Below are 25,386 nucleotides of genomic sequence, written 5' to 3' on the forward strand. Positions count from 1 at the left end.
AGACACCCATTGCGTGCAATCAATTAAAGAAAGAAAACCCCTCGTAGCATTAATAACCTACTGTATTATCAGTAAGTTAACCCGAATATTATATATCGATTACAATTTATGCAGTAACGCAACCTCCTATGTTGAGGATAGTCAACTATGTTTTCTTTCCAATCCAGTTCAGACCGAGTTCTTGATGCGCTCGATCTATCGATGGCGATCATCGAATTTGATCTTGAAGGTCGCATCATCAAGGCCAACAAGAATTTCTGCGATCTGATGGGCTATCAGCCACAGGAAATAATCGGCAAACATCACAGCCTTTTTGTCGAAGCCAATTACGTAAAGTCTAAGGACTACACGGCCTTCTGGAGCGCGTTACGTAATGGCCAGTTCTTCTCGAGTGATTTCAAGCGGATCGCCAAAGGTGGAAGGGAAGTCTTCATCCGAGGCAACTATAATCCGGTCAAGAATAGCAGCGGAAAAGTCATCAAGGTCATCAAATTCGCCAATGACATTACGGATTCAAAACTGCATGCGCTCGACAGCGCGGCTAAAATCGACGCCATATCCCGCGCCCAGGCAACGATCGAATTCAACACAGATGGCACGATCATAGGCGCCAATGAGAACTTCCTGTCGACTCTCGGCTATGGCCTCAGCGAGATCGTCGGTCGGCATCACCGCATGTTTGTCGAGGAGACCTATGCTGCGTCGGCGGACTATGCCCGGTTCTGGGAGCGGCTGCTTTCGGGCGAGTTCGTTGCAGGCGAATTCACCCGTATCGGCCAGGGTGGCCGCAATGTCTTCATCCAGGCGTCCTACAACCCCGTATTCGACGATACAGGGCGCGTCATAAAGGTTGTCAAATTTGCAACAGACGTGACCCAACGAGTGGAAAACGTCGAACGGCTGGCCGCCTGTCTCACCAATATGGCGGATGGTGACCTCTCGCAAACGATCGATGCGCCTTTTATTGCCTCGCTGGAAAAGCTGCGCGTCGACTTCAACATCGCATCCGCCAAGCTGCGTGACGCCATGGCAACGGTTGCTGACAACGCCCGAGCCATAGCTTCCAGCTCCAACGAAGTCCGTGTCGCAGCGGACGATCTGGCGCAACGAACGGAACGTCAAGCGGCCTCTGTTGAGGAAACGGCTGCTGCTCTTGAAGAGATTACCACGACGGTCAAGGATTCCAGCAAGCGTGCAGAAGAGTCTGGCGCACTCGTCAACCGTGCCAAAGCCGATGCTGAACGCTCGGGCGAGATCGTCCGCGAGGCGATCAAGGCGATGGATTCGATCGATAACTCATCCCGCGAAATCTCCAACATCATCGGCGTTATCGACGAGATCGCCTTCCAGACCAATCTTCTGGCGCTCAACGCAGGTGTGGAGGCCGCTCGTGCAGGTGAAGCCGGCAAGGGTTTTGCAGTTGTCGCACAGGAGGTGCGCGAGTTGGCACAGCGTTCGGCTGGCGCCGCCAAGGAGATCAAGGCACTGATCACGACATCCGGCAACCACGTAGCAAGCGGCGTCGAGCTCGTTAGCAAGGCCGGTACTGCATTGCAGGAAATTGGCGGACAGGTGCATCACATCAACTCCGACATTATCGCCATCATTGATGCTTCCCGCGAACAATCGCTTGCACTCGGCAACATCAACCATGCGATCAACGAAGTTGACCAGGGCACACAACAGAATGCCGCAATGGTAGAACAACAGACTGCCGCAAGTCGCAGTCTCGCTCATGAATCACAGGCGCTGTTTTCGCTGCTCGAACAGTTCCGATTCGGTCAGGCATCCGGACATTCTGCGCCGTCAACGCCAGTGAAAGCCATGCGCTCCACGGCAAAACCGATCCGCACCCCTGTCCATTTCCGCACGGCGGGATCTGCTGCTCTGGCGGTGGAACCCGGCTGGGAAGACTTCTGAGCCACGCGTGATGCCGCTACAGGCCGATCACCTGAATTAAAAAGAAAAGCCGCCCTCTCGATGAGAGGGCGGCTTTTTCTTGTCTTATCAGCAGCCTGTAAGCGGTTATCAGCCGCCGTTATTTGCCGGTGCCGAAGGAGCCGGTGCTGCCGGCGCAGGCGCGGGCGTTGCTGGCGCCGGCGTTGCCGGGGCTGGCGTTGCCGGGGCTGGAGCCGCCGGCGCTGCCGGCTGGGTCGTCGAGGACGTCGTCGTCGCATCGGTGGGCGCACTACCCATTTGCGACCAGACGAATGCACCCACGACGATCACGGCGAGAACAGCTACCCACCCCATCCAGGATGAGTTGCTTCGCGTTGCCGGCGGCGGCGTACGCAGATCAGGACGATTGTCATTCGGATTGGGATCATAAGCCATTTCGTTTCCTCCTATTCCAGCCAATAAAATGCGCGTTACCGGATTTTGTTCCGTAGCGGGGCAATTCACGCCGAACTGCATGGAAATGGCATTTACCGAAAGGACCGATTAGGAAGGTTCTAGCGGCAGGAATAGAATGGAGGAGATAGCATGACACAACCTCGTATCGGCATCATCGGCCTGGGGCGCATGGGGCGTGCTATGGCAGTCCGGCTCGCTTCCAGCGGGTTCGAAGTTGCCGGCTGGAGTCGAAGTGGCGTTCCGGAGGACTTTCCCGAAACGGCTTTTGCCGCCAGCGGCATTCCAGACCTTGCCGAAACTTCCGACATCATCATCCTTGCCCTTCTGGATGATGCAGCAGTGGATGCGATGGTAAGAGCGCTCGAAAGCCTTGACCTGTCCGGCAAATTGATCGTCGACACCAGTACGGTGAGCCCGCTCACGCTTCGCAGCCACCAATCGGCTATCGAGCTTAAGGGCGGGCGATTGCTGGATGCCCCCATATCGGGCGGGCCTGAAACACTGCTCACCGGAAAGGCTGGTTTTTACATCGGAGGTAATGAAGACGACTACCGCCGCTTGCTGCCGGTAGTGGAGATGCTTTCCGACCGTATTCATCATGTTGGCGCGCTAGGCCATGGAGCAGCGTCGAAGCTTATCAACAACATGATGCTGAGCGGCCTTTGGGAAAGCCTGAAGGAAGCTCTGCAGCTCGGGGGCCGGGCCGGGCTTTCCCGCGAGAAAATGATTGAGGTCTTATCAGGGAGCCCGGCTGCAAGCCCCGCAATGAAAGGCCGCCTTCCTGTCGTGCTGGGCGAGACAAGCCATGTCGGCTTTCCCGTGTCCGGCGTGGTCAAGGATATTAGCGTGGTGCGTGACTACGCCCTGCATCTCGATGTGCCCATTCCGGCGATGAAGGCGGCGCTTGCAAGCTTCGAGACGGCTGAAAAGGCCGGTTTTGCCGATGCCGACCTGGCGACGATGGTCAAGCTCGCTTTAGACGAGGCCACTGCGAGCGATCCCGCAAGGCCGGTTGCTGTCTCACACCGCAAACCTCATATCACCATCCTCTACTGCACACAGTGCAACTGGCTGCTGCGGGCCGGCTGGGTGGCACAGGAGCTGTTACAGACTTTCGGTGATTCGCTCGGAGAGGTCGGCCTCATTCCCGGCACCGGCGGCGCGTTCGAGATAAGGCTGGACGGTGCTCTTTTATGGGAGCGCAAGCGCGACGGAGGCTTTCCAGGGCCGAAGGAGCTGAAACAGCGCGTTCGCGACGTGATCGACCCCGAGAGGGACCTCGGTCACCTCGATCGGCAGGCCGCCAAAATGGGAGCCGAAAACCCGGTTTGAGACCATCGTCGAAAACTTTTTTGGCAACTGACACAGAAACTTCAAAAAGCCGGTTGACAGGACGGGGCCACCCCCGTACATCGCTCTCCGTCGCCCAGATGGCGGAATTGGTAGACGCGCCAGCTTCAGGTGCTGGTACCCGAAAGGGTGTGGAGGTTCGAGTCCTCTTCTGGGCACCATTCCCATTGTTTATATTTAGTAATTGGCCCGCTTGCGGGCCTTTACTGTTTTCAGCATTTGCACTTCAAGCAATCCTTTTCGGCTGGCCGCATTAGCCTTTGTCAAAGCAAACCTACCCACCATAGGCAGGCCAAAATCACTCGGGGAGATGGCGCGGATTGAGGCCGGGGACCCATTGGGTGTTGGGCATATGCGTGCCGGTGTAGGTGACGCCGTTCGGCGTTTCGCAACGATAGACCTGAACGGGAAGATCATCCAGAATGCTGTCGCGGAATCTCCGGCGCGGCTCGGACGTGTAACCGACACCAGTCGTGCAGCGATAACCTTCCGGCGCTTCCTTGGCGACCCGCGACGCCTCGGGAACGACACCGGGAAGGTCCTTGAAATAAGTCTTCATCGAGGGACCGAACGCATCCCCTTCGGCTGCGAAGACGACCGAGGGTACCGCCGCGAGGATGAGCACGACCAGCATTGTTGCAGGCAATATCCATGCACCTTTAAGCATGTGGCTAAACTCCATATCTCGGTCTGCGCTTCCCCTTACAAATAGGTGCAGGAGGTCACCGATACCATGAAGAGGAGCCCAACATTCTCGTGATGACGGAGCCAGGATCATACAAGTGCTGCCTCTCCGCGTCAGACTATACGACGGTAGCCGGTCGGCTGCTCATAAAGCCAGCCGATCCGTTTGACGGCCGCTTCGAAATTCTCGCGCGCAACGGTCATTGTATGGCCATTCGCATGCAACAGGGTTTCTTCGTCTTCCATGATGCCGACATGACCTTTCCAGAAGACGAGATCGCCTCGACGAAGCTCATCGCGGGTGATCGCATTGCCGAAAGACGCCTGCATGTCGGAATCGCGCGGCGCGCTTTTGCCGACCATCATCAAAGCCAGCTGGACCAGGCCGGAACAATCGATACCGAAACCCGAGCGTCCACCCCAGAGGTAAGGCGTCTCGATGAACTTCGTTGCGACGGACACATAGTCGTCCGCCATTGCCTCGCCGACCGGCAGGCAATGGGCTGCGATAACAGCCCCGCCACCGGCCAGAAGGAAATAGCGCGTGCCGCGCGTTTCCGCATCGCCTATGACGGTGATGAGGCTTCCCATTGAAAATGCCTTGATCGGCGGCTTGCGCAGCTCCGCTTCCGGGTAGAGGAAGGTCCGCGCGGCGGTGATCCGGTGCGTCGGCTTAGCCAACGAGCCAATCATCTCTTCCGGCAGATAGCCGACATACCCGTCAGCATCGGCCTGCACCCAGGCGAAACCATTTGCACGATCGAACACCCGGACACTCTCACCAAAGAGAAGTTCCGTATCAATGCCGCGGCCAATATCCGGGAACGGCCGCAGAGCCGCTACGGAGCCGGTGACGGATGCGGGTTCGCCCTTCACGAAGCGGGCTGCCTCGACCTGTCCCTTCAACGCTTCCGCTGCGAGATCCGGCCGAAAGGCATTTAGACGTCTGTCCAATTCCATTGTCTTGTCCTTCATGAGGCGGGACGTCTTGCTTCCCGGATGATCAGGTCGCCGAGTTTTTCCAGATAAAGCGCGCCGCCAATGGTTCGTTTTATCACGACATTGCGTCGATCGCGATCATCCCTGACGCGATCGACGAGACCGAGTTCGCCCATCCTGTCGAGTGCACGGGTGATCACGGGCTTGGTAACGCCGAGCGTTTCGGCAAGTCCCCGCACCGTATGCGGCGGCGGGATCAGATAGATCTGCAGCAGGATCGCTATCTGTCGCAATGTCAGGTCCGCCGCTTCGCCCCTCACCTCTTCCAGCGAAACGCGGTGCCACAGCCCCAAGGCCTCCGTTGCGGTCAATTCGATCGGCATCCGATATCTCCAACGGATGCCGATCGTAACGTCAAACCGTTACCGGTCTGTTTTTCACTTCCCGGCTTGCGCCCTGTCGCGGATGACGCGATAGAGCGCCCGGATGGCGAAGGCTTCCCCACCTACCGGGGCATGCGGTTTTTCGGACGGATTCCATCCGTAAATGTCGAAGTGGATCCAGCTTGGCGATGCCGTGACGAAACGCTTGAGGAACAACGCCGCATTGATCGAACCCGCCATGCCGCCAGAGGGCGAATTTGTGATGTCGGCCGCGCGTGTGCGCAGGTCCTTGTCGTAGCCCATCCAGAGCGGCATGCGCCAGACTGGATCAGCAGCCTCTTTCGCCGCCAGTAAAAGCTTGCCGGCCAAGTCCTCGTCATCGGTAAAGAACGGCGCCAGTTCCGGTCCGAGCGCTACACGGGCGGCACCGGTAAGCGTTGCCATGTCGATCAGGAGATCGGGCGGGGTTTCGTCGGCATAGGCAAGCGCATCGGCAAGCACCAAGCGGCCTTCGGCATCTGTATTGTCGATCTGGACGGTGATGCCCTTGCGGCTCTTGTAGATATCGCCCGGACGGAAAGCATTGGAGGAAATCGAGTTTTCGACCGCCGGAACCAGAACCGTGAGGTCGACGGGCAGGCCGGCATCCATGATCATCAAAGCCAGCCCCATGACATTGGCGGCACCGCCCATGTCTTTCTTCATCAGCGCCATGCCGGTCGCGGTCTTGATATCCAGCCCGCCCGTATCGAAGCAGACACCCTTGCCGACGAGCGTGATGCGCGGGTTGCCCTTCTTGCCCCAGCGCATTTCGAGCAGGCGGGGTGCGACGGCGCTTGCCCGACCGACCGTATGGATCAGCGGAAAGTTCTTCTCCAGGAGATCGTCACCAACGATCGAGCTGACGAGTGCACCGTAATGTTCGCCAAGCGCGCGGAAGGCCGCCTCAAGATTATCCGGGCCCATGTCGTTGGTCGGCGTGTTGATAAGATCGCGCGCGAGCAGGACACCGGCAAGCTGCCTTTCGATATCCATGGCATCGGCATCACCGGAAACGACAAGCCGTGCATCCCTTGGTTTTTCCGATTTGTATTTGGCGAATGAATAGCTGCCGAGACCAAAGCCGAGAGCCAGGTGATCCGCAGCGATACCTTCCGCATCGATCGACCAGTCGCCGGGGGGAAGGAGCTTTGCAAGTCTGCCGCTCAGGAAAGGCGATTCGGCACGATCGCTGCCGAGACCAAAAAGCACCCGGGATATCGATCCTCCTTGACCGGGGACGACGAGAACAGAGCCCGCGTCGGCCTTGAAACCTGATGCTTTTACCCAGTCAGCGGCATCAGGCGGAAGCGTTCCGCCTTCCAGATCGGCTGGCGTAACCGCAGTCACGGGCTTGGTGACGGTGCCTGCAGGTGCGAAAAACGAGGAGCGATGGATATGCTGGAAAGGCGTCATGGCAGCTTCGATAACCTTCGGGAATCATTGGTCTTAACAATTCGTTAGGGTTAACAGTTTATTGCTGGATGGGAAATGCGCCACTCTTCATTGCCTTGGAAGACGGCAGGGCAACGACCGACGAGACCATGATGACTGCATCAAAGACATCCTCCACGCGTTCATTCATTTCACACTCGTCCGTGGCTCATGCCGCGATCTTCATCTGCCTGGCAATGGCTGTAAGCGGCTGCAACACCTCGAAACGCGACACGATTACCACCGGTTCTATCGCGAAGACGTCTTCAACGCCGCTAGACAATATGGATGCTGCGCAACTGGCCGAAACCGAGCGGGCTATCGGCGGCGCCTATGTCAAAGACCCACGAAACCGCGATATCGGGCTACGTTATGCCACAGTGCTGGGCATGACGGGCAAACACGCCCAGGCGCTTGCCGTAATGCAGCAGGTAGCAATCGCCAATCCCAGTGACCGGCAAGTACTTGCAGCCTATGGCAAGGCCCAGGCGGCAGCCGGCCAGCTCGAACAGGCGCTCGGCACGATTGGCAGAGCCCAGACACCGGATCATCCTGACTGGCGACTGATGTCGGCCGAAGGCGCCGTGCTCGACCAGCTCGGACGCTCGGAGGAAGCCCGGCAGAAATATCGCTCGGCATTGCAGACCCAACCGAACGAACCGAGCATCATGTCCAATCTGGGCATGTCCTATGTTCTATCAGGCGACCTCAAAACCGCGGAAACCTATATGCGCAACGCGGCTCAGCAGCCGGCGGCCGACAGCCGCGTACGGCAGAACCTCGCACTGGTGGTCGGATTGCAGGGACGCTTCTCGGAAGCGGAAACCATTGCCCGCAAGGAACTTTCGCAGCAACAGGCGGATACCAACGTCACCTATCTGCGCTCGATGCTCTCCCAGCAGAATTCCTGGGCAAAGCTTGCTGACAAGGACAAGGCAGCTAAATCTGCGGTCAACTGAGGTCTAAGACATAGCCTTTGACGGTTGCTCGGAATTCAGGCCCATCCGAGGCTTGAAGGACCACCAGGAATATCATTACAAACCTGTAGTAGCCCACGTTTATCTGGCAGCTTGATGCGCGATCCAATATCGCGAAAAACTTCACCGCACCACAATTGCAACCTAAGCTTGAGGCGCTTATAAAACGCTCAGTCGAAGTTTACTTTTCAACAGATCAATTTCGCTTGTCGGAATATTTCATGACATCCTCGAATGTGACATCGTTCTGTGGCTCTGCCACGCTTGCGCTCTCCGACAACATGAAATTTTTATGGCATAACCTTTGGAAACCGACTTTGATCTTCGGCAGTTCGATGTCTCTTGCAACTTCGGCTATCGGGATTTACCACTATACATCAAGAGGCATTTCATCGATCTTCGATGAACCTGTCGAAACCCTATTCTTAACACTCCAAGACACATGGATAGCCTTGTTGATCGGCTGGTTAGCCTATCCCATCGCGCTTGCACTCTGCAACGCGATCAAATGGATGTTGGTGCCGTCTGAAAACAAGCGCGCTATCTTCACGATCGATACTACCGGGGTATCGATCTCAGACGCAGCAGGCGCTTCTGGCCATATACCTTGGAGCATGGTCCGCCGACGGAAGATATGGCGAGGCTACCTTGTCCTGAAAATCCGGCCGGGGGGATGGCGCTTTATACCATTACGAGCATTCGAGAATCCCGATGTCCTATGGATGCTGGTCGAAGCGAGCGGACCGAAAAAATAACAGCGGTTATTCCGCGATGAATTTCAGCACTCCGGCGCGGCCGGACTTGCCGGGAACGCCGCCATCCGAAGGATGCGACACACCATCGTTGACCGTGACGGACAGAAAATCGAACGGGCTGATGCCCTCAAGGCAGGCGACGTTGACGCCATACTGCTGCGGGTTCGATCGTCGCTGATGATGTGTATAGATACCGCAGACCGAACAGAAATAGTGCTTCGCGGTCTTCGTGTTGAATTGATAGAGCGTCAGCGCCGCTTCGCCTGACACGATCTGGATATCGTCGAGATTTGCCGAAACTGCGATCGCTCCACGCATTCTGCAGTAAGAGCAGGTGCAACGTCGAGCGCTGCGTAGGCCATTTGCCAATCGCACGTGAAATCGTACAGTTCCGCAGTGGCAGGCTCCGTCGATCTCGTCGATATTTTCATCCAGCATCAGCTATCCTCCGGCGGCAAGGATTTATGCATAAAGGAACGCGATAGAGATTAGAACCTGCTGGAGACCTGGATACCTGCAGGGCCGAGGATAACGGCCACGAGAACAGGGAGGAAGAACAGGATCATCGGAACGGTCAGTTTGGGCGGAAGCGCTGCAGCCTTCTTTTCCGCCTCGTTCATGCGTTCGTCGCGGCTCTCCTGAGCCAGAACGCGCAGCGCCTGCGATACCGGTGTGCCATAACGGTCGGCCTGGATCAAAGCCTGCACGACAGATCGGACTATATCGAGCTGCGTGCGGTTCCCGAGATTTTCGAGCGCAGTCCTGCGGTCCTGGAGGAAAGAGAGTTCCGCCGTCGTCAGTGCCAGCTCTTCAGCCAGTTCGGGCGAAGACGTGCCGATCTCTTCCGCCGCGCGACGCATGGCGGCTTCGATCGAGTTGCCGGATTCGACGCATATGAGCATCAGGTCAAGCGCGTCGGGCCAGGCACGCTTGATCGACTTCTGCCGCTTTCCGACCTTGTTGGAAACGAAGATGTTCGGTGCGTAGAACCCGACATAGGCGAAGCCGACAACCGCGAGAATCCGGATCCCCATCGGTTTGGAGGCCAGGTTACCAAGTGCGAATACCCAGACTGCAGCGAGGATCAGGAACAGGAAAGGTAGAAGAAAACGCGCCACGAGGAACATGTTCAGAGCGTTCTGTGATCTCAATCCCGCTGCGCGCAGCTTGTTGAGGGTGCCTTCGTCAACCAGTGCTTCGCGCAGGTTGAAGCGTTCGACGATTTGGCGGACCGACTGATTGTTCTGGGTTCGCAGACTTGCCTTGCCATCGGCATTCATACGAGCCCGTTCTCGCGCGCGCATCTGCTCCCGTTCAGTGGAAACTGCCTTCATGCGCTTATCCAGATCGCCACGTTCCATGAACGGTGCAGCCAGAGAATAGAGCGTTGCGAAAACGGCAAGCGCCACCAGAACTGCGAAGATCATGGTTGGTTCGGTGATAGCTGCAGCAAGATCCTTCACCGTCCGCTCCTCAGATTTCGAAGTTGATCATGTTGCGCATCACAAGGATTCCGATCGACATCCACACTCCCGATACAAGCATGATGATATGCCCGCGCGGATCGGTGAAGAGGATCATCATGTATTGCGGCGAGGTTAGATAGACGAGCGTCGCGACGATAAACGGCAATGCACCGATGATGACGGCAGAGGCCTTGGCCTCCATCGAAAGTGCACTGACCTTGGCCTTCATCTTCCTGCGCTCACGCAGCACCTTGCCGAGATTGCCGAGCGCCTCGGAGAGGTTACCGCCGGCCTGACTCTGGATCGCGATGACGATGGAGAAGAAACTGACCTCGGATAACGGCATGGTCTGCAGCATGCGCGCACAGGCCTCAGGAACGCTCAGGCCGATCTTCTGCGATTCCACAACTCGCTGGAACTCGCGTTTCACAGGCTCCCTGCCGTCGGCCGCAATCAGCCGGATCGCATCGTTGAGCGGCAAGCCGGATTTGATCGAGCGAACCATCACGTCGAGAGCGTTGGGGAATTCCTCGAGAAACTTGTTGCGCCGCCGCTTGATAAGGAAACCTATGACCCAGCGCGGAAAACCGAAGGCAAAAACGAAACCTGCACCAAGCGAAGCAAGCAAGGGCATGCCGACGATCAGCGCAACGAGGGAAGCAAGGAAACCGAGACCAACGGACATTGCGTAGAAACGGCCCATCGTCACCGGCAAGCCAGTCTGAGAAAGCCGGGATTTCAGGCTATTGTCGCCGATGTATTTGTTTTTCTCTTCCTGCTTCTTTTCAAGATCCTTCAGGGAATCCTGCAGGGATTTGCGTCGCTTGGACAGTTCCTGAACGCGATCACGCGCGGCCTTGGCCTTGCCCAGATCGCTTTCGGCGGCCTTCACTCGCGTCAATCGGGCACCGGCCTTCTTCTCGGTCTCCAGGCGTGAGAACAATAGCGCATAGGCCACCAAGGCTGCCGATACGGCAGCCAGAAGAACGATCAACAGCATGGTCAAATCAAGCCCGAACATGCGAACTGCCTTTCAACCGTCTCAATCCTTGGAGGTTTCCATGGCGTCGAGTGCTGCCGTGAGGCGGCGCTCTTCACCGAAATAGCGAACACGGTCCCAAAAATGCGGCTTGACGATGCCGGTGGAAACATGGCGGCCAATAATCCGCCCGTTCGCGTCCTCGCCATCCATCTCGTAACGCATCAGATCCTGGGTGATGATAACGTCGCCTTCCATGCCGATCACTTCGGTGACCTGGGTGATCCGGCGCGAGCCGTCGCGAAGACGTGCCGCCTGAATGATGATGTCGACCGATCCGCTGATGATCTCGCGTACAGTTTTGGCCGGCAGCGTATAACCGCCCATGGCGATCATCGATTCCATACGGCTCAGGCATTCGCGCGGCGTATTGGAGTGGATCGTCCCCATGGAACCGTCATGACCGGTGTTCATCGCCTGCAAGAGGTCGAAGACTTCCGGTCCGCGCACTTCGCCGACGATGATACGTTCGGGGCGCATACGCAGGCAGTTCTTGACCAGATCGCGCATGGTGATCTCGCCTTCGCCTTCGATATTTGGCGGGCGGGTTTCAAGGCGCACAACATGCGGCTGCTGCAGTTGCAGTTCGGCAGTATCCTCGCAGGTGATAACGCGTTCATCCAGATCGATATAACGCGTCAGGCAGTTCAGAAGGGTGGTTTTGCCCGAACCGGTACCACCGGAAATGACGACGTTGCAGCGGACACGACCGATGATCTGGAGCAGAACAGCGCCCTCAGGCGTGATCGCTCCGAATTTGACCAGCTGGTCGAGTGTCAGCTTGTCCTTCTTGAACTTACGGATGGTGAGAGCCGGACCATCAAGCGAAAGCGGTGGAGCGATCACGTTGACACGCGAACCATCAGGCAGACGCGCGTCGCAGATCGGCGAACTTTCATCAACGCGTCGGCCCACCTGGCTGACGATACGCTGGCAGATGGACAGAAGCTGAGCGTTGTCGCGGAAACGGATTTCCGATTCGATCGTCTTGCCGGCAACTTCGATGAAGGTCTGCCCGGCCCCGTTGACCATGATGTCGGCGATGTCATCGCGGGCGAGCAGCGGCTCCAGCGGGCCGTAGCCCAAAACGTCGTTGCAGATATCGTCAAGCAGCTCTTCCTGCTCGGAGATCGACATCGCAAAATTCTTGATCGTGATGATATCGTTGACGATATCGCGGATTTCCTCGCGCGCGCTCTCGTTGTCGAGCTTTGCGAGCTGCGACAGGTCGATCGTGTCGATAAGCGCCGAAAAAACCTGGCTTTTGGTATCGTAATACTGGTCGTTGCGGGCCGGCCGCTTGCGTGCGGGCGCGGCCGGAGCGAGCGGGGGCGGCGCCACGGGCTGCCGCATCGTCGCGTTTTCGGCCGAAGCAGGCGGCCTGATCGGGGCTTCCGACGCCGTCGATGCGGCTGGCGCGGGCGTAAATTGAGGTGCAGGCGGCGATACGACAGCGCCTCCCTTTCCAAACCCGTCGTTTCCGCGTTTTCCAAACATGCTTCTTAAAACCTAACTCTTTCGTGATGCGGCTTACTTTCGTCCCAGCATGCCAAGAAACTTGCCGAGACCAGCCTTCTTTGCCTTCTTGACCGCGATGCGCCCCGTGACGACATGGGCGATCTGCGAGAAGGTTTCGGCCACCGGAGACTTGGCGTCGATTTCCGAGATCATACGGCCGCTATTGGCAGCATTGCCGAAAAGGGCTGAATCAAACGGCAGAATGGCGATCGGCTCCATTTCCAGCGCCTCGGTGAAATCGGACGGGCTGATCTCGGGACGCTTCGGCATTCCCACCTGGTTGAGAACCAGATGCGGTGCGCGGTCATTTGGCCTCAACTGCTTCAGCGCATCCTGAATGTTCTTCGTGTTGCGAAGATTGGCGAGATCCGGCGCGGCGCAGATGACAACTTCGTCCGCATCGGCAAGAACCGACGTCGTCCACTCGTTCCATGCATGGGGTACATCAAGAACAGCGATCGGCGCGCTGCGCTGCAGGATTTCGATGACGGGCTGGAAAGCGCGGCCTTCGAAGTCGTAAGCCCGATCGAGAAGCGACGGCGCAGCAAGAAGCGACAGATGATCCGAACATTTCGTCAGAAGGCGGTCCAGAAATACCTCATCCAGACGCTCCGGCGCAAAAACCGCCTCGGAAATTCCCTGCATCGGATCCTGGTCGAAATCGATGTTGGCCGTACCAAAGGGCAGGTCGAGATCGGCTAGAATGGTTTCGGTCGAGAACAGGCTCGATATTCCGAAGGCGCAGTTGTGGGCGATCGTCGAGGCGCCGACCCCACCCTTTGCGCCAATAAATGCGATCGATTTGCCCAGGGGCTCTGCATCCGGATCCACGAAGATGGCGGAGATCGCTGCCATCATGTCGACCATCGGAACGGGCGCCACCAGATATTCGGAAATGCCGTTGCGGACCAGTTCGCGATAAAGCGCGATATCGTTGTAACGTCCAATGACGATGACGCGGGTCGAGGGATCGCAGACCTCTGCCAGGGGGGCAAGTTCGGCAAGAAGATTGCGCGGCTCTGCCGCCGTCTCCAGCACGATCAGGTTCGGGGTCGGCGAAGACGCATACATGTTGGCGGCCGCCGTTGTGCCGCCGCTCGTCACACGCAGGTTGACCTTTGCCATGCGCCGGTCACGCGACATCTTGTCGATCATATGCTGGACGCCTTCGCTTTCGCAGAAGGCATGAATGGAGATCCGCGGCAACGGCCGCACGGATTCGAGATCGAGCGCCGAGGAATGTTCTTCGGCATCATGAGCCTGCGACGGCTGTCCATTTACGTCGTATTGAACGGTGCTTATCATCGGATCAGGCCCAACCGTTACGCTTCATCATTCGTCCATATCCTTGAGCTCGGTGAACGATTCGCGATAGCGCTCCATCACCTGACCGCGCTGCGTTCCGTCCGGCGGCGTCATGCGGCGCGGGCCGAGAAGGTCGTTCGGATTGGCGATCTGGGCTGCAAGGTTATTCTGGTTGGCGCAACCGAAATTATAGTAGTTCTTGTTGCTCTGAATATTCAGCGTCATATCGGCCGGCCAGGTACCGCACTGCTCCGTCTTGGCGGCAATCGCCACATAGGTCAGGCGCATGGGAGCGGACTCTCCGAATTCCGAGGGGAAATGCGCCTGCAGAATATTCTGGGCCGGAACACCCATCTTTACCATCAGCTTGCGGGTGGAGGAGGCGGCAGACGCGACTGCACCTTCATTGGCCGATCCGCGCGGCGTGATGATCTGGATAATGCCGGACGAGGACCGGCGGTATTCCGCAATGAAACCGGCGATGACTTCCGACTGGCCTTTCGTGAGGCCGGTATCACCAGCGGCGACCGGGATATCGATCTTTCTTTCCGCTTCGCCGACCACGATCGGGTGGCGCGTGCGGTAATCGTCCGGCAGGGACCCGGTGGTCATGCTGTCCTTGCCCGCGCAGGAAGACAGCAGCGCTGCGGCGCCGAGGACGAGCGCTACCGAAAGGCGGCCCGTCGAATATCGCGTTGTCTTTCTTGGATCCATGAATGGATGCCTTTCTTGCGAGCGGCTGCCGCCGAAGTTTGGGAGCTGAGCTTGCTTCGTCATTTGTAGATGAACCCGACATTGCCCTGATAAGGCGCAGGCGGCGGAGACGCCTCCTTGCGGCCATAGATCTTGTTGACCCGTCCCAGGAAGACGCTTTCGGCATCACTGGCGGGCTGGAAATTGTCATCCGGGCGAGAGAGTTCGTTGCGATTGACCGGACGGACCAGATAAGGCGTCGCGATGATGACCAGTTCGGTCTCGTTGCGCTCATAGGTCTTTGCCCGGAAAAGTGCGCCGACAAGCGGAACCTTCGAGGCGACCGGGGTACCCTTCATACTCTGGGAGATGTCATCGCGGATCAGACCAGCCAGGGCGAGCGAGCCGCCGGACGGAAGTTCAACCGTCGTCTCCGCATCGCGCTTGCGATATTCGGCTGCAGACGTCGTGAGCACAGGCTCCGAAACCCGTGTCTGGATACGCAGGCTGATACGGCCGGACGACAGAACCGTCGGGGTAAATGCGAGCGAGATGCCGTACTGGTAAGGGGTTACAGTGGTAACGCCATCGACGCCGGTGGTGGAATACAGACGTTCTCCACCCGAATTGAATGTTGCGGCCTGCCCCGAGATCGCCGTCAGCGTCGGTTCTGCAAGCGTGCGGATCGCATCGGCCTGCTCCAGGGCGCTCAAGGCCGTTTCAATGCCAAGCTTGCCGATCTGCCCGGCAATCGTGCCATTCAGGCCCTGCGTGCCGGCTTCGACGGTCAGAACATCAAGGGCGTTGCGGGAAGGCGTGGTACGCGTGAAAGTGTTGTCGAAACCAAGCTGCTTCAAAACCTCGCGACGGATTTCCGCCACGGTGATTTTCAGCGTGACCTGGTCCTCACCTTCAATCGAAAGGAGATTCACAACCGTCGAGGTTTGTCGGCCTTCCGCATAGATTGCGGAGTCCCCGCCGTTGTTGCCACTTGTCGCCGTGATTTCGCGCGTAGTCGCCTCGCCACCCTTCAGGAAAGCGTTGGCAAGTTGCGCAGCCTTGGCAGAATCCTGCGGCGTGCGCACCGAGCCGGAAAGCACGATGTTGTCGGATACGATTTCGACCTTGATGTTCGAATCCGGCAGGAAACGGCGGAGGTTTGCCTCGAGGCCGGAAATATCGCGCTCGATCTCCACGTCGAGGGTGACAATTTCCTCGCCGCCCGGACCGAAGACGAAGATATTCGTCTGACCGACCGTCTTGCCAAAAAGATAGATGCGCCGCGACGTGCGGGTGACGGCATCGGCCATGGAGGGATCGGCCACGAGAATGTCGTGGGCATCGGATGGAAGGTCGATCACCAGTGCCTTGTTCAGCCCGATCGTCAGCCGCCGCTTGATCCCAACACCGCCCTGCGCAATGCGGATCACTCCGCTATCGGCTGCAGAAGCGCTTGGAACAGTCAGGAAGGATGGTGCAAAGCTGCCTGGAATGCCGGAAAAGGCCAGGCAGAAAGCCAGGCCGGTCGAAACGGTTGCGCGGGTCTTGCGTTTCAAAATCATAACCAATCGCTCCGTTCAATTCGCCTGCGTCGAGCCGGTGATGATCGACCCCGATTTGATGACCTGAATATCCGCTTTGCCACCGCCATGCAGAAGGTAATCCGCGGCCTGCGTGTCCGCCTCCTGTGCGTCAGCCACCGACCTCAAGGCGAGCGTCAGTCGCTCAGCCATCTGCTGCGCAACGGCAATGACCTTTGTCTGATCGGGTGTGAGCTCGAGGGTCGCGGTGGTGCCGACAACGGATTTGCTGCCATCGGGCGCTTCCTGGATGTTCTGGTCGATGGCCAGGACGCGAACGTTGTTGAGGACGTTCTCGGTGACATAACCGCCACCGGCATCCTTGTTTTGACGGACCATGATGACATCGACGCGATCGTTCGGCAGAACGAAACCACCAGCGCCCGTTGCAACCGATATTTCAGTTGCGACCGCGCGCTTGCCGGAGGGCAAAAGCGAGGACATGATGCGGCTGGAAGAGTCTGCAACCTTCTCTGCTCTCAAAGGCTCGCCCTTGAAGATTGGAAGGCGGACGACTGAGCCTTCAAGCTCCTTGATGGCATCGGGGCGCGCTTCGCTGGTGATGAAGCCCTCCGCAACACCGCTGCGCGGCCAGTTCAACCATTCGACAGACTTCTCGTTCAGACGACTGCCTACCGGCAAGTTATCGGCTGAAACCAGAACATTGATCGTCGGCTCCTTCACCACCGTTTCCACCAGCTGGGGCGCCTGTGTGCCAGACATGTTCATTGCCAGCAGACCGGCCAGGCCTGCAGCCACGACGGCCACCGTCAAAATGATGATGCGAGCGGGCTTCATTGCCATGTCCCAGAAGAATCCTTGATCTTCGCGACAGGATGGGCGGCAATGGTGTAATTATGGTTAATGAGAAGCTTAGAATGCTGGTTAACGCAATGTTGCGATAGATCTAAGCGGGGTCAGAAGGCCTTGAGCGCCAGTATTGCAATTGGCGATGTTCCAAATGCCATCAGGCCCCCCATCGCAATGGCAATGCCATAAGGGATCTTGTTGGTACCAACGATCGATACGGGCAGCGGGATGCCGATCGACATTACAAGATCGGCCTTGACCCGTAGAAACAGGAAAAGCAGGGTCACAGCGCCGCCAGAATAGGCCACCAGAACGAGAAAGGCGATAAGTGACTGGTCAAAGCCGAACCAGAGGCTGGCCGCGGTCAAAAGCTTGGCATCGCCGCCGCCCATGATATTGGCGGCGAACAAAGCAAAGCAAACTGCAAAAACAATGAGAGCGGCCACGAGGCTAAGGCCCAGATCGACCATTGTCACACCCACGAGCGGCGCAAGAACGAGAAAAGCAGCAACCAAAGCCAACGACAGCCGGTTGGATATCTTCATCGTCAGAAAATCGCTCATCGCCGCAGCAGCCAAGGCTGCAGGAAAGGCAGCTAGTACAAGAACGGCGACGATGTCATTCAGCATAGAGTTTTTCCCGAGATCGCTGGAAACGGCTTAAAGCCGCCCTACACGGGACGGCTTTAACCAATGTCTTCGGTGCCAAACGACGGCGGCAAGGAATATTAGCCGTTCGGCTTCGAAACCTTGTTGGAGATGTTGATGAAGGCAGCGTTGAGCGTATTGCCCAGCGTGGAAGCACCGGCGATGATAGCAACGGAAATGAGAGCAGCAATCAGGCCATATTCGATGGCAGTTGCGCCGGACTCATCTTTACGAAAACGAGCGAAAATCTTGGTCATTGGACTCTCCTACTCCACACAATTGTTGTTCAGCACTTACCGACAACTGTTTTCCCGTTGCTCGGTTGACGTGGAAACTACAGCCGGACGATTGCCAACCGCTTAAAGAGGAACGTTACCCAATCGTTAATCGAGGCAGTTCGGAGCACTTTGGTAAATAGAACCTGACAGAAATTCAGAGCATTTTTGAGTAACAATAAGACTCTCGCCCAACAATTGAAGTACATATAATTCAGCTAGTTAATTGATCCGGTCTGGCCAAGCACAGCAATTTTGCCCGCCTATGGCGATGATCAGGGAGCAACGGAGCCGGCCTTACGCCCCAGCTTAAGGCTTCATTCACCAATCAAGGTCATCTTCTATTCACATCGAAATCCGCCCGGGGACCTTAAATATGGCGCTGCGTCTTGTACTGGCCGCCTTCACGCTTGCTTCAACCCTTTTAAGCGCAGACATATCCACTGCCGACGACAGACAGGATGTGTTGCGCGTATTCATGAATCAGGCGCGCGTGCTCAAGCTTGACCGGCCGGTCGCTAAGGTCATCGTTGGTAATTCGGAAGTTGCAGATGCGACCGTGGCGGATGCAACAACGATTGTTCTTACTGGGCGCAGCTTTGGCACAACCAATCTCGTGCTGCTTGACCAGGATGGCAATGCGATTGCCGACGAGCGGGTTCTCGTTTCCATCGACGAAGGTAATACGGTACGGGTATTCAAGCAGACCGAACGGACCGTGCTTTCCTGTACGCCGAACTGCGAGCAGCATGCCGAGTTCGACACAACCGCGAAGACACCCTGACCATCTCGAATGCACCAATTTGCATCAGTTGCGAAACGGATTTTCAATAATCGTTGATTATGGTCCGTACTCACTTTCGCCGCTCAAGCGGTCAGGAAGAGACGCATCAGGATCGCTCGCCAATGACCGGCTCGACTTCGCCGAAAGCACCACAATCCGGCTTGAAGAGGCTCTTTCGCTCGAAAGACGGTGCCGCGGCGATTGAGTTCGCACTGCTTGCTATTCCCTATTTTCTCATTGTCTTTGCCATCGTCGAGACATTCGTGGCCTACACGGCCGAGCAACTGGTCGCCAATGCCGTCGACACGATGGGCCGCAAGCTGCGGACCGGCAATATCACAGTCACGAGCAGTACCGCTTCCACCTACATGAACGAGACCCAATTCCGCCGCGCCTTTTGCGGTGAAATCTCGATCCTGATCCAGTGCAGCGAGGCCGAGGTCTCCAAAGCCAACAAGCTGTTTATCGACGCAAAGCCCTATACGAATTTCTCCGACATGCCGACGACGATCCCGATGGCAAACGGAGATCTCAATACGGCAGGCCTTGGCTTTGCTCCGGGCGGATCTGGCACCAAGAACATGCTGCGTGCCTACTACAAGTGGGACGTCACGACCGATCTGCTTCGCCCGTATATTTCCAACATCCGCCCGACCAGCGGCTCCAATTACTTCCTGATCGTGGAAACCTCTGCTTTCAGGAATGAGGATTATCCGTGATGCGGGCGAAATTGCAAAACATTCTCTCGCGACTACCGCTGACCGAGCAGATGCGGCGCTTCGCGACAGATGTGCGGGGGATAGGCGGAGTGGAATTCGCTCTGATCGCGCCACTTCTGCTTTTCCTTTACATCACCTCTTTCGAGTTAACGATTGGTCTCAGTGTATCGAAGCGGGTAACCCGCACGGCCAGCACGGTCGCAGATCTCGTAACGCAACAGGCAAAGGTCACAACAAGCGACCTGCAGCAGATGACCAGCGTCGCAAACGCCATTTTCACGCCTTACCAGCCTCAAAATCTGAAAATGAAGATTACCGGCGTCACAATAGATGCTTCGAGCAATCCGACTGTGGCCTGGTCCTGGGCGCAAGACGGCAGCCGGCCCTATTCCAATGGCTCCGCGGTCAACGTGCCAACCGACATGCGTTCGGCCAGCACGTTTCTGGTTCGGGCCGAGGTTTCGGTCACGCACCAACTGTTGATGTTTATGCCCGGGCTGATGCCGAGCAGCCTGCAAACCATCACGCTGAACCGCGAGTTTTATTATCGCCAGCGTGTAGGAACCAGCATCACCTGTGACGGGTGCTGAGACTTCGAGGCCGATAAGCTCTTCGACGCTTCCCAACCGACCAGCCGAGGTCTTTGCCAACCGCATCCACGAACTATATGTTACGCGATTCAGTTCGACCACGAGGTCGGACAAGACGGCATTCAGATCACTGGTGACAGATGGCGCGAGCCTTTCTCTTCGTACTTGATTCCTTCGGCGTCGGCGGCGCGCGAGACGCAGCCGATTACGGCGACCTGGGATCCAACACGCTCGGCCATATCGCAGAATTCTGCGCCGCCGGAGCGGCCGACCGGGCGGGCCTACGAGAGGGACCGCTCAAGCTTCCCAACATGACCTCGCTCGGGCTGATGGACATCGCCAAGATGGCAAGCGGCAATTATCCAGTCGGCATGCCGCTTCCAGAGCGGCTGTTCGGGCTTTATGGCGCGGCGAGCGAGTTGTCGAACGGCAAGGATACGCCGTCCGGGCATTGGGAGATCGCCGGTACCCCCGTCATGTTCAACTGGGGTTATTTCCCGACCGAAGGCGATGCTTTTTCGCCGGAACTGGTGGAGGCGATCTGCCGGGATGGCGAGATCCCGGGCATTCTGGGCAATTGCCACGCTTCGGGAACCGAAATCATCGAAAGGCTTGGCGAGGAGCATGTCAGGACGGGCAAGCCGATCTGCTACACGTCAAGCGACAGCGTCTTCCAGATCGCCGCACATGAGACGCATTTCGGGCTGGAGCGGTTGATTAAGCTTTGCCAAGTGGTGCGCGGCCTGCTCGATCCGCTCAATATCGGCCGCGTGATCGCGCGACCCTTTACCGGCGAGACCCCGGAAAGTTTCGAGCGGACCGGCAACCGGCGCGATTTTTCCGTGCTGCCGCCGGAGCCGACCTTGCTCGATCGGCTGGTGGAAGCCGGCCGCAGCGTTCACGCCGCCGGCAAGGTGGGCGATATCTTTGCGCATCAGGGCGTTTCCCGCGTGATCAAGGCGAACGGCAATGCGGCGCTTGCGGCCGCGACCCTTGCCGCCATGGATGAGGCCGCGGACGGCGATCTGGTCTTCACCAATTTCGTCGATTTCGACATGATCTACGGCCATCGTCGCGACGTGCCCGGTTATGCCGCAGCGCTCGAGGCTTTCGACCTGACCCTGCCGGATTTTCACCGGAGGCTGAAACCGGGTGATCTGGTGATATTGACTGCCGACCATGGCTGCGATCCGACCTGGCGCGGCACGGACCATACCCGCGAGCGCGTGCCGATCATGGCCTTTGGTCCCGGTATCCGCACCCGCTCGATCGGGGTCCGGTCCTCCTATGCCGATATCGGCGAGACGATCGCCGCACATCTCGGCATTCCCGCAGGCCGGCATGGATGGAGTTTCCTGTGACGCAACATCTTCTGAAGGCCGAGATCCACTGCCATATCGAGGGGGCAGCCCCCCCGAGCGTGACGGAAAAGCAGGCACGCAAATACGGTGTCGACACCAGCGCATTCCTGCAGGACGGTGCCTATCAATGGCGCGACTTTTCCGAATTCCTGGTCGCCTATGACGCGGTGGCTGCCCTTTTCCGCACGGAAGAAGACTATGCGCTTCTGACTGAAGCCTATCTTTCCGAACTCGCCGCAATCAACACGATCTATAGCGAGATCATCGTGTCGCCGGATCATGGCGACCGGATCGGGCTTGGCGCGGATGCCTATCTCGCCGGTATCTGCGACGGAATTCTTGCTGCGAAGGAAAAGACCGGCATCGAGGCGCGGATCATCGTCACCGGCGAGCGGCATTTTGGACCCGAGCGGGTCATTTCGGCAGCCGAATATGCTGCGCGGGCGAAAAACCCTCTGGTCACCGGTTTCAACATGGCAGGCGAGGAACGCATGGGACGCGTGGCTGACTACGCCCGCGCCTTCGACATCGCCCGCGATGCAGGGCTGGGTCTCACCATCCATGCAGGCGAAGTGTGCGGGCCATTCAGCGTGACGGATGCGCTGGATTTGGTGAAGCCGGCGCGTATTGGCCATGGTGTCAGGGCGATAGAGGACGAGGCGCTGGTGGCGCGGCTGGCGGAACTCGGCACGGTGCTGGAAGTCTGCCCCGGTTCGAATATCGCGCTTGGCGTCTTTGCCGATTTCGACAGCCATCCCCTGAAACGGCTCAAGGCAGCCGGAGTGAAGGTCTGCATCAATTCCGACGATCCGCCCTTCTTCGCCACGTCGCTTGCCCGCGAATACGAGATTGCCGCGCAGGCGATGGGCATGAGCGATGCGGAGATCAACCAGATGACCCGCACGGCGCTTGAGGCGGCATTCGTGGATGACGGCACGAAAGCGGGATTGCTGCAGCGTTTCGACGCGCAAAGTTGAGGTTCAGGCTGGGGATCATGCCTGGAGCAGGATCTCGCCCCTTGCAGAACAGGACGTTTTTCGAAAAAGAAGAGACAAGCAACGAAAAGGATAAAAGGTCATGGACGGCGTCACAGTCATCAATCATCCGCTGGTGCAGCACAAGCTGACGATCATGCGCAAGAAGGAGACGTCGACCGCCGGTTTCCGCAGACTGCTGCGCGAGATCTCGATGCTTCTCTGCTACGAAGTAACCCGCGATCTCGAGCTGACGATGGAAACGATCGAGACGCCGATCACCGAGATGCAGTCGCCGATAGTGGAAGGCAAGAAGCTGGTCTTCGTTTCGATCCTGCGTGCGGGCAACGGCCTTCTGGAAGGCATGCTCGAACTGGTGCCTTCGGCCCGCGTCTCTCATATCGGCCTTTACCGCGACCACGACACGCTGCAGCCGGTGGAATATTACTTCAAGGCTCCGGATGGTCTCGACGAGCGCCTGCTGATCGTCGTAGATCCGATGCTGGCAACCGGCAATTCGGCAATCGCCGCGATCCAGAAGCTCAAGGAGCGCGGTGCGACGAACATCCGTTTCCTCTGCCTGCTTGCAGCACCGGAAGGCATCAAGAACTTCCAGGAAGCCCATCCGGACGTGAAGATCTACACGGCATCGATCGACAGCCACCTGAACGAGAAGGGCTATATCGTGCCGGGTCTCGGCGATGCCGGCGACCGCATGTACGGCACGAAATAAGGTTTTCAGGATTTCCTAACCAATGATGAAGAAGGCGGCCGGTCCGAAAGGGTCAGGCCGCTTTTTCGTAACCATTGCGGCCTAGCGTGTTTTCCCTGAACCCAGGGGATCGACCCATGCTTATTCGCACCGCCATGTTCGCAGCCGTCGCCGTTGTCGTGGCGACGCAGATCCCTGCCCTGCTCGAACACACCGGCCCGGCACAGCAAGAGCCGGTGGTGCAGGCGCCCGCCGCCAAATCACAGGTCGCGACCACTCCGCAGGCCGCATCGCTCACTCCGGGGACGATGGTTCTCAACGCCGATGGCCGCGGCCATTTCATCGGTACGTTCAAGCTGAACGGCAAGTCCGTTACCGGTCTGGTGGATACCGGCGCTTCAGTGGTGGCGATCAACGAACGCACGGCCCGGATGCTGGGTTATGGCGCAAACAGCCTCGACTTCCGCTACCCGATGCAGACGGCGAACGGGCAGACGCTGGCTGCGCATGTCGTGCTCGACCGCGTGGAGATCGGCAATGTGCGGGTGCGCGATGTCGATGCCATGGTGCTGCGCGACGAAGCGCTGAGCACCACTTTGGTCGGCATGAGTTTTCTGACGAAGCTGAAATCCTACCAGGTCAAGGGCGGCAGCCTGACGCTTGCCAATTGAGGCTGGTGATCAGCCGATACGTTCAATGATGACCGGCGACGATTCCGGTGCGCTTTCCGCGATCGTGTAGCTTGTAAGAAAGGCGTCGCCTGCGCGATCCGCCTGTTCGCGGGACGCCGCGTGAACGCGTGCGATCGCTTGCCCCTTCTCGACCGCAGAGCCCAGCGGCAGGATGCGATCGAAGCCGACGCTGTGGTCGATCGTGGCGGTTGTCTTGCGGCGGCCGCCGCCCATATCCACCACGGCAAGCCCGAGGGTGCGACCATCACAGGCAGCAAGATAACCGGTGGCCGGGGCCAGAACATCCAGCATGACGGGCGCTTTCGGCAGACAGGTTTCCGGGCGCTCGCAGACATGGGCAGGACCGCCGAGCGCATGCACCATGCGGGCAAAAGTTTCCATTGCCCGGCCGGACGAGAGAGCCGAGCGCGCCATGCCCCTGCCCTCTTCAACGGTCGATGCGAGGCCTGCCTGAACCAGCATTTCGGCGACCTCAGCCAGAACGACCGTCTCAAGCCGCGTTCCCGTCTTCCGACCGGCGAGAAAATCGACGCAGTTCATCACTTCCAGTGCATTGCCGGTGGCATCAGCCAGCGGCTGGTTCATATCGGTGATGAGTGCGACGGTCGGCACGCCTGCGCCGTTTGCCACATCGACCAGCGAGCGGGCCAGAATGCGGGCTTCCCCGATATCCTGCATGAAGGCGCCCGAGCCGACCTTTACATCCATCAGCAGGGTCTGAAGGCCTGCGGCAAGCTTCTTCGACAGGATCGAGGCGGTGATCAGCGGCACGGATTCGACCGTCGCGGTGACATCTCGGATGGCATAAAGGCGGCGGTCGGCAGGCGCCAGATCCGATGTCTGGCCGACGATCGCACAGCCGACGTCCTGCACGACTTTTGAGAACCGCGCCTGATCCGGTGCGATGTCGTAACCCGGAATGGATTGCAGCTTGTCGAGCGTGCCGCCGGTATGGCCGAGGCCGCGGCCGGAAATCATCGGGACCGCGAGGCCGCAGGCTGCCGCGATGGGGGCGAGCATCAGCGAGACGTTATCTCCGACGCCGCCGGTCGAATGCTTGTCGGCGATCGGACGATCTACATTGTCCCACTTTAGGACGGAGCCGCTGTCACGCATGGCAAGCGTCAGATCAACCGTCTCATTTCTGGACATGCCCCGAAAGAAGACAGCCATGGCGAAGGCTGCTGCCTGCGCTTCCGAAACCGCTCCATCCGTGACACCGGCGATGAAGGCCGCGGTCTCTTCTCTCGAAAGATCGTGACCGTCTCTCTTATGGCGGATGGTTTCCTGCGGCAGCATGCCAGT

At 58.1% G+C, this 25,386-nt stretch carries 27 protein-coding genes, 1 tRNA gene and 1 pseudogene; 14 read left to right on the top strand and 15 right to left on the bottom strand.

The window, feature by feature from the left end; all coding sequences use genetic code 11:
* Nucleotides 1-147: 147 nt before the first annotated feature.
* The 5 genes and pseudogenes from ACI3K0_RS11805 (at nt 148) to ACI3K0_RS11825 (ending at nt 3,866) form a co-directional block, all read left to right on the top strand.
* Nucleotides 148-1,920: a PAS domain-containing methyl-accepting chemotaxis protein gene (locus tag ACI3K0_RS11805; RefSeq protein ID WP_183823739.1), complete on the top strand. Its 1,773-nt coding sequence runs from the start codon at nt 148-150 to the stop codon at nt 1,918-1,920.
* 79 nt (nt 1,921-1,999) lie between these two features.
* Nucleotides 2,000-2,329 (top strand): hypothetical protein, encoded by a 330-nt coding sequence (locus ACI3K0_RS11810; protein ID WP_183684919.1) that lies wholly within the window; start codon nt 2,000-2,002, stop codon nt 2,327-2,329.
* Between the two features lie 155 nt (nt 2,330-2,484).
* A pseudogene (locus ACI3K0_RS11815) lies at nt 2,485-3,315 on the top strand (NAD(P)-dependent oxidoreductase); the annotation flags it as partial.
* Nucleotides 3,316-3,687, top strand: a complete 372-nt coding sequence (locus ACI3K0_RS11820) for a SelT/SelW/SelH family protein (RefSeq protein ID WP_183824140.1) — start codon at nt 3,316-3,318, stop codon at nt 3,685-3,687.
* Between the two features lie 92 nt (nt 3,688-3,779).
* Nucleotides 3,780-3,866 (top strand) — tRNA-Leu (locus ACI3K0_RS11825).
* A gap of 137 nt (nt 3,867-4,003) precedes the next feature.
* On the opposite strand, the gene ACI3K0_RS11830 is transcribed toward ACI3K0_RS11825, so the two are convergent.
* From ACI3K0_RS11830 to ACI3K0_RS11845, 4 genes are all read right to left on the bottom strand, one after another.
* Nucleotides 4,004-4,372, bottom strand: coding sequence for a hypothetical protein (locus ACI3K0_RS11830; RefSeq protein WP_183823741.1), 369 nt, complete (start codon nt 4,370-4,372; stop codon nt 4,004-4,006).
* A 131-nt stretch (nt 4,373-4,503) separates the two neighbouring features.
* On the bottom strand, nt 4,504-5,349 hold the full coding sequence (locus tag ACI3K0_RS11835; RefSeq protein WP_183823744.1) for an NlpC/P60 family protein: 846 nt from the start codon (nt 5,347-5,349) through the stop codon (nt 4,504-4,506).
* A gap of 11 nt (nt 5,350-5,360) precedes the next feature.
* Nucleotides 5,361-5,711 (bottom strand): helix-turn-helix domain-containing protein, encoded by a 351-nt coding sequence (locus tag ACI3K0_RS11840; protein WP_148146105.1) that lies wholly within the window; start codon nt 5,709-5,711, stop codon nt 5,361-5,363.
* Nucleotides 5,712-5,765: 54 nt separating this feature from the next.
* Nucleotides 5,766-7,166, bottom strand: coding sequence for a leucyl aminopeptidase family protein (locus ACI3K0_RS11845; RefSeq protein WP_404945349.1), 1,401 nt, complete (start codon nt 7,164-7,166; stop codon nt 5,766-5,768).
* Between the two features lie 128 nt (nt 7,167-7,294).
* Between ACI3K0_RS11845 and ACI3K0_RS11850 the strand changes: the two genes are divergently transcribed.
* Together ACI3K0_RS11850 and ACI3K0_RS11855 are read left to right on the top strand one after the other, a co-directional pair.
* Complete coding sequence (locus ACI3K0_RS11850) at nt 7,295-8,143, top strand: tetratricopeptide repeat protein (RefSeq protein ID WP_394353661.1); 849 nt, start codon at nt 7,295-7,297, stop codon at nt 8,141-8,143.
* 239 nt (nt 8,144-8,382) lie between these two features.
* On the top strand, nt 8,383-8,916 hold the full coding sequence (locus tag ACI3K0_RS11855) for a hypothetical protein (RefSeq protein WP_183823748.1): 534 nt from the start codon (nt 8,383-8,385) through the stop codon (nt 8,914-8,916).
* 6 nt (nt 8,917-8,922) lie between these two features.
* Here the strand turns inward: ACI3K0_RS11855 and ACI3K0_RS11860 are convergent, their stop codons facing one another.
* From ACI3K0_RS11860 to ACI3K0_RS11905, 10 genes are all read right to left on the bottom strand, one after another.
* On the bottom strand, nt 8,923-9,354 hold the full coding sequence (locus ACI3K0_RS11860) for a GFA family protein (protein ID WP_404945350.1): 432 nt from the start codon (nt 9,352-9,354) through the stop codon (nt 8,923-8,925).
* 50 nt (nt 9,355-9,404) lie between these two features.
* The gene (locus tag ACI3K0_RS11865) at nt 9,405-10,343 is read right to left on the bottom strand and encodes a type II secretion system F family protein (protein WP_183824144.1); all 939 of its coding nucleotides are present in this window, start codon (nt 10,341-10,343) and stop codon (nt 9,405-9,407) included.
* A 46-nt stretch (nt 10,344-10,389) separates the two neighbouring features.
* Nucleotides 10,390-11,403 carry a type II secretion system F family protein gene (locus ACI3K0_RS11870; protein WP_183823750.1) on the bottom strand — a complete coding sequence of 338 codons (1,014 nt, stop codon included), beginning with the start codon at nt 11,401-11,403 and terminating at the stop codon, nt 10,390-10,392.
* Between the two features lie 21 nt (nt 11,404-11,424).
* Nucleotides 11,425-12,918, bottom strand: coding sequence for a CpaF family protein (locus ACI3K0_RS11875; protein ID WP_148146110.1), 1,494 nt, complete (start codon nt 12,916-12,918; stop codon nt 11,425-11,427).
* Nucleotides 12,919-12,951: 33 nt separating this feature from the next.
* Nucleotides 12,952-14,244 (bottom strand): CpaE family protein, encoded by a 1,293-nt coding sequence (locus tag ACI3K0_RS11880; protein ID WP_210303633.1) that lies wholly within the window; start codon nt 14,242-14,244, stop codon nt 12,952-12,954.
* A gap of 27 nt (nt 14,245-14,271) precedes the next feature.
* On the bottom strand, nt 14,272-14,958 hold the full coding sequence (locus ACI3K0_RS11885) for a CpaD family pilus assembly lipoprotein (protein WP_183823752.1): 687 nt from the start codon (nt 14,956-14,958) through the stop codon (nt 14,272-14,274).
* 59 nt (nt 14,959-15,017) lie between these two features.
* On the bottom strand, nt 15,018-16,499 hold the full coding sequence (locus tag ACI3K0_RS11890; protein WP_183823754.1) for a type II and III secretion system protein family protein: 1,482 nt from the start codon (nt 16,497-16,499) through the stop codon (nt 15,018-15,020).
* Between the two features lie 15 nt (nt 16,500-16,514).
* Nucleotides 16,515-17,315 (bottom strand): Flp pilus assembly protein CpaB, encoded by an 801-nt coding sequence (cpaB, locus tag ACI3K0_RS11895; protein WP_183824148.1) that lies wholly within the window; start codon nt 17,313-17,315, stop codon nt 16,515-16,517.
* A 119-nt stretch (nt 17,316-17,434) separates the two neighbouring features.
* Nucleotides 17,435-17,956: a prepilin peptidase gene (locus tag ACI3K0_RS11900; RefSeq protein ID WP_183823756.1), complete on the bottom strand. Its 522-nt coding sequence runs from the start codon at nt 17,954-17,956 to the stop codon at nt 17,435-17,437.
* A 98-nt stretch (nt 17,957-18,054) separates the two neighbouring features.
* Nucleotides 18,055-18,231: a Flp family type IVb pilin gene (locus ACI3K0_RS11905; RefSeq protein ID WP_148146114.1), complete on the bottom strand. Its 177-nt coding sequence runs from the start codon at nt 18,229-18,231 to the stop codon at nt 18,055-18,057.
* A 394-nt stretch (nt 18,232-18,625) separates the two neighbouring features.
* Here ACI3K0_RS11905 and ACI3K0_RS11910 point away from each other — a divergent pair, with 394 nt between their 5' ends.
* The 7 genes from ACI3K0_RS11910 to ACI3K0_RS11940 all read left to right on the top strand — a co-directional run bounded on the left by ACI3K0_RS11910 (nt 18,626) and on the right by ACI3K0_RS11940 (nt 24,060).
* The gene (locus ACI3K0_RS11910; protein WP_148146115.1) at nt 18,626-19,033 is read left to right on the top strand and encodes a pilus assembly protein N-terminal domain-containing protein; all 408 of its coding nucleotides are present in this window, start codon (nt 18,626-18,628) and stop codon (nt 19,031-19,033) included.
* 122 nt (nt 19,034-19,155) lie between these two features.
* Nucleotides 19,156-19,752 (top strand): TadE/TadG family type IV pilus assembly protein, encoded by a 597-nt coding sequence (locus tag ACI3K0_RS11915; RefSeq protein ID WP_183823758.1) that lies wholly within the window; start codon nt 19,156-19,158, stop codon nt 19,750-19,752.
* Nucleotides 19,752-20,342, top strand: coding sequence for a TadE/TadG family type IV pilus assembly protein (locus tag ACI3K0_RS11920; protein ID WP_183823760.1), 591 nt, complete (start codon nt 19,752-19,754; stop codon nt 20,340-20,342). Before ACI3K0_RS11915 ends, ACI3K0_RS11920 begins: the two co-directional genes overlap by 1 nt.
* A gap of 140 nt (nt 20,343-20,482) precedes the next feature.
* Nucleotides 20,483-21,703 carry a phosphopentomutase gene (locus ACI3K0_RS11925; RefSeq protein ID WP_183823762.1) on the top strand — a complete coding sequence of 407 codons (1,221 nt, stop codon included), beginning with the start codon at nt 20,483-20,485 and terminating at the stop codon, nt 21,701-21,703.
* Nucleotides 21,700-22,680: an adenosine deaminase gene (locus tag ACI3K0_RS11930; protein ID WP_183823764.1), complete on the top strand. Its 981-nt coding sequence runs from the start codon at nt 21,700-21,702 to the stop codon at nt 22,678-22,680. The genes ACI3K0_RS11925 and ACI3K0_RS11930 overlap by 4 nt, the downstream gene beginning before the upstream one ends.
* Before the next feature lie 100 nt (nt 22,681-22,780).
* Nucleotides 22,781-23,410, top strand: coding sequence for a uracil phosphoribosyltransferase (gene upp / locus ACI3K0_RS11935; protein ID WP_148146120.1), 630 nt, complete (start codon nt 22,781-22,783; stop codon nt 23,408-23,410).
* Between the two features lie 116 nt (nt 23,411-23,526).
* Nucleotides 23,527-24,060 carry a TIGR02281 family clan AA aspartic protease gene (locus ACI3K0_RS11940; RefSeq protein WP_148146121.1) on the top strand — a complete coding sequence of 178 codons (534 nt, stop codon included), beginning with the start codon at nt 23,527-23,529 and terminating at the stop codon, nt 24,058-24,060.
* Between the two features lie 9 nt (nt 24,061-24,069).
* Here ACI3K0_RS11940 and deoA read toward each other — a convergent pair whose 3' ends face one another.
* Entirely contained in the window at nt 24,070-25,380 is a 1,311-nt protein-coding gene (gene deoA / locus ACI3K0_RS11945) for a thymidine phosphorylase (protein WP_183823767.1), read from the bottom strand.
* Nucleotides 25,381-25,386: the final 6 nt, after the last annotated feature.

The sequence above is a fragment of the Rhizobium sp. ZW T2_16 genome, from assembly GCF_044987325.1.
Classification (GTDB): domain Bacteria; phylum Pseudomonadota; class Alphaproteobacteria; order Rhizobiales; family Rhizobiaceae; genus Neorhizobium; species Neorhizobium cellulosilyticum.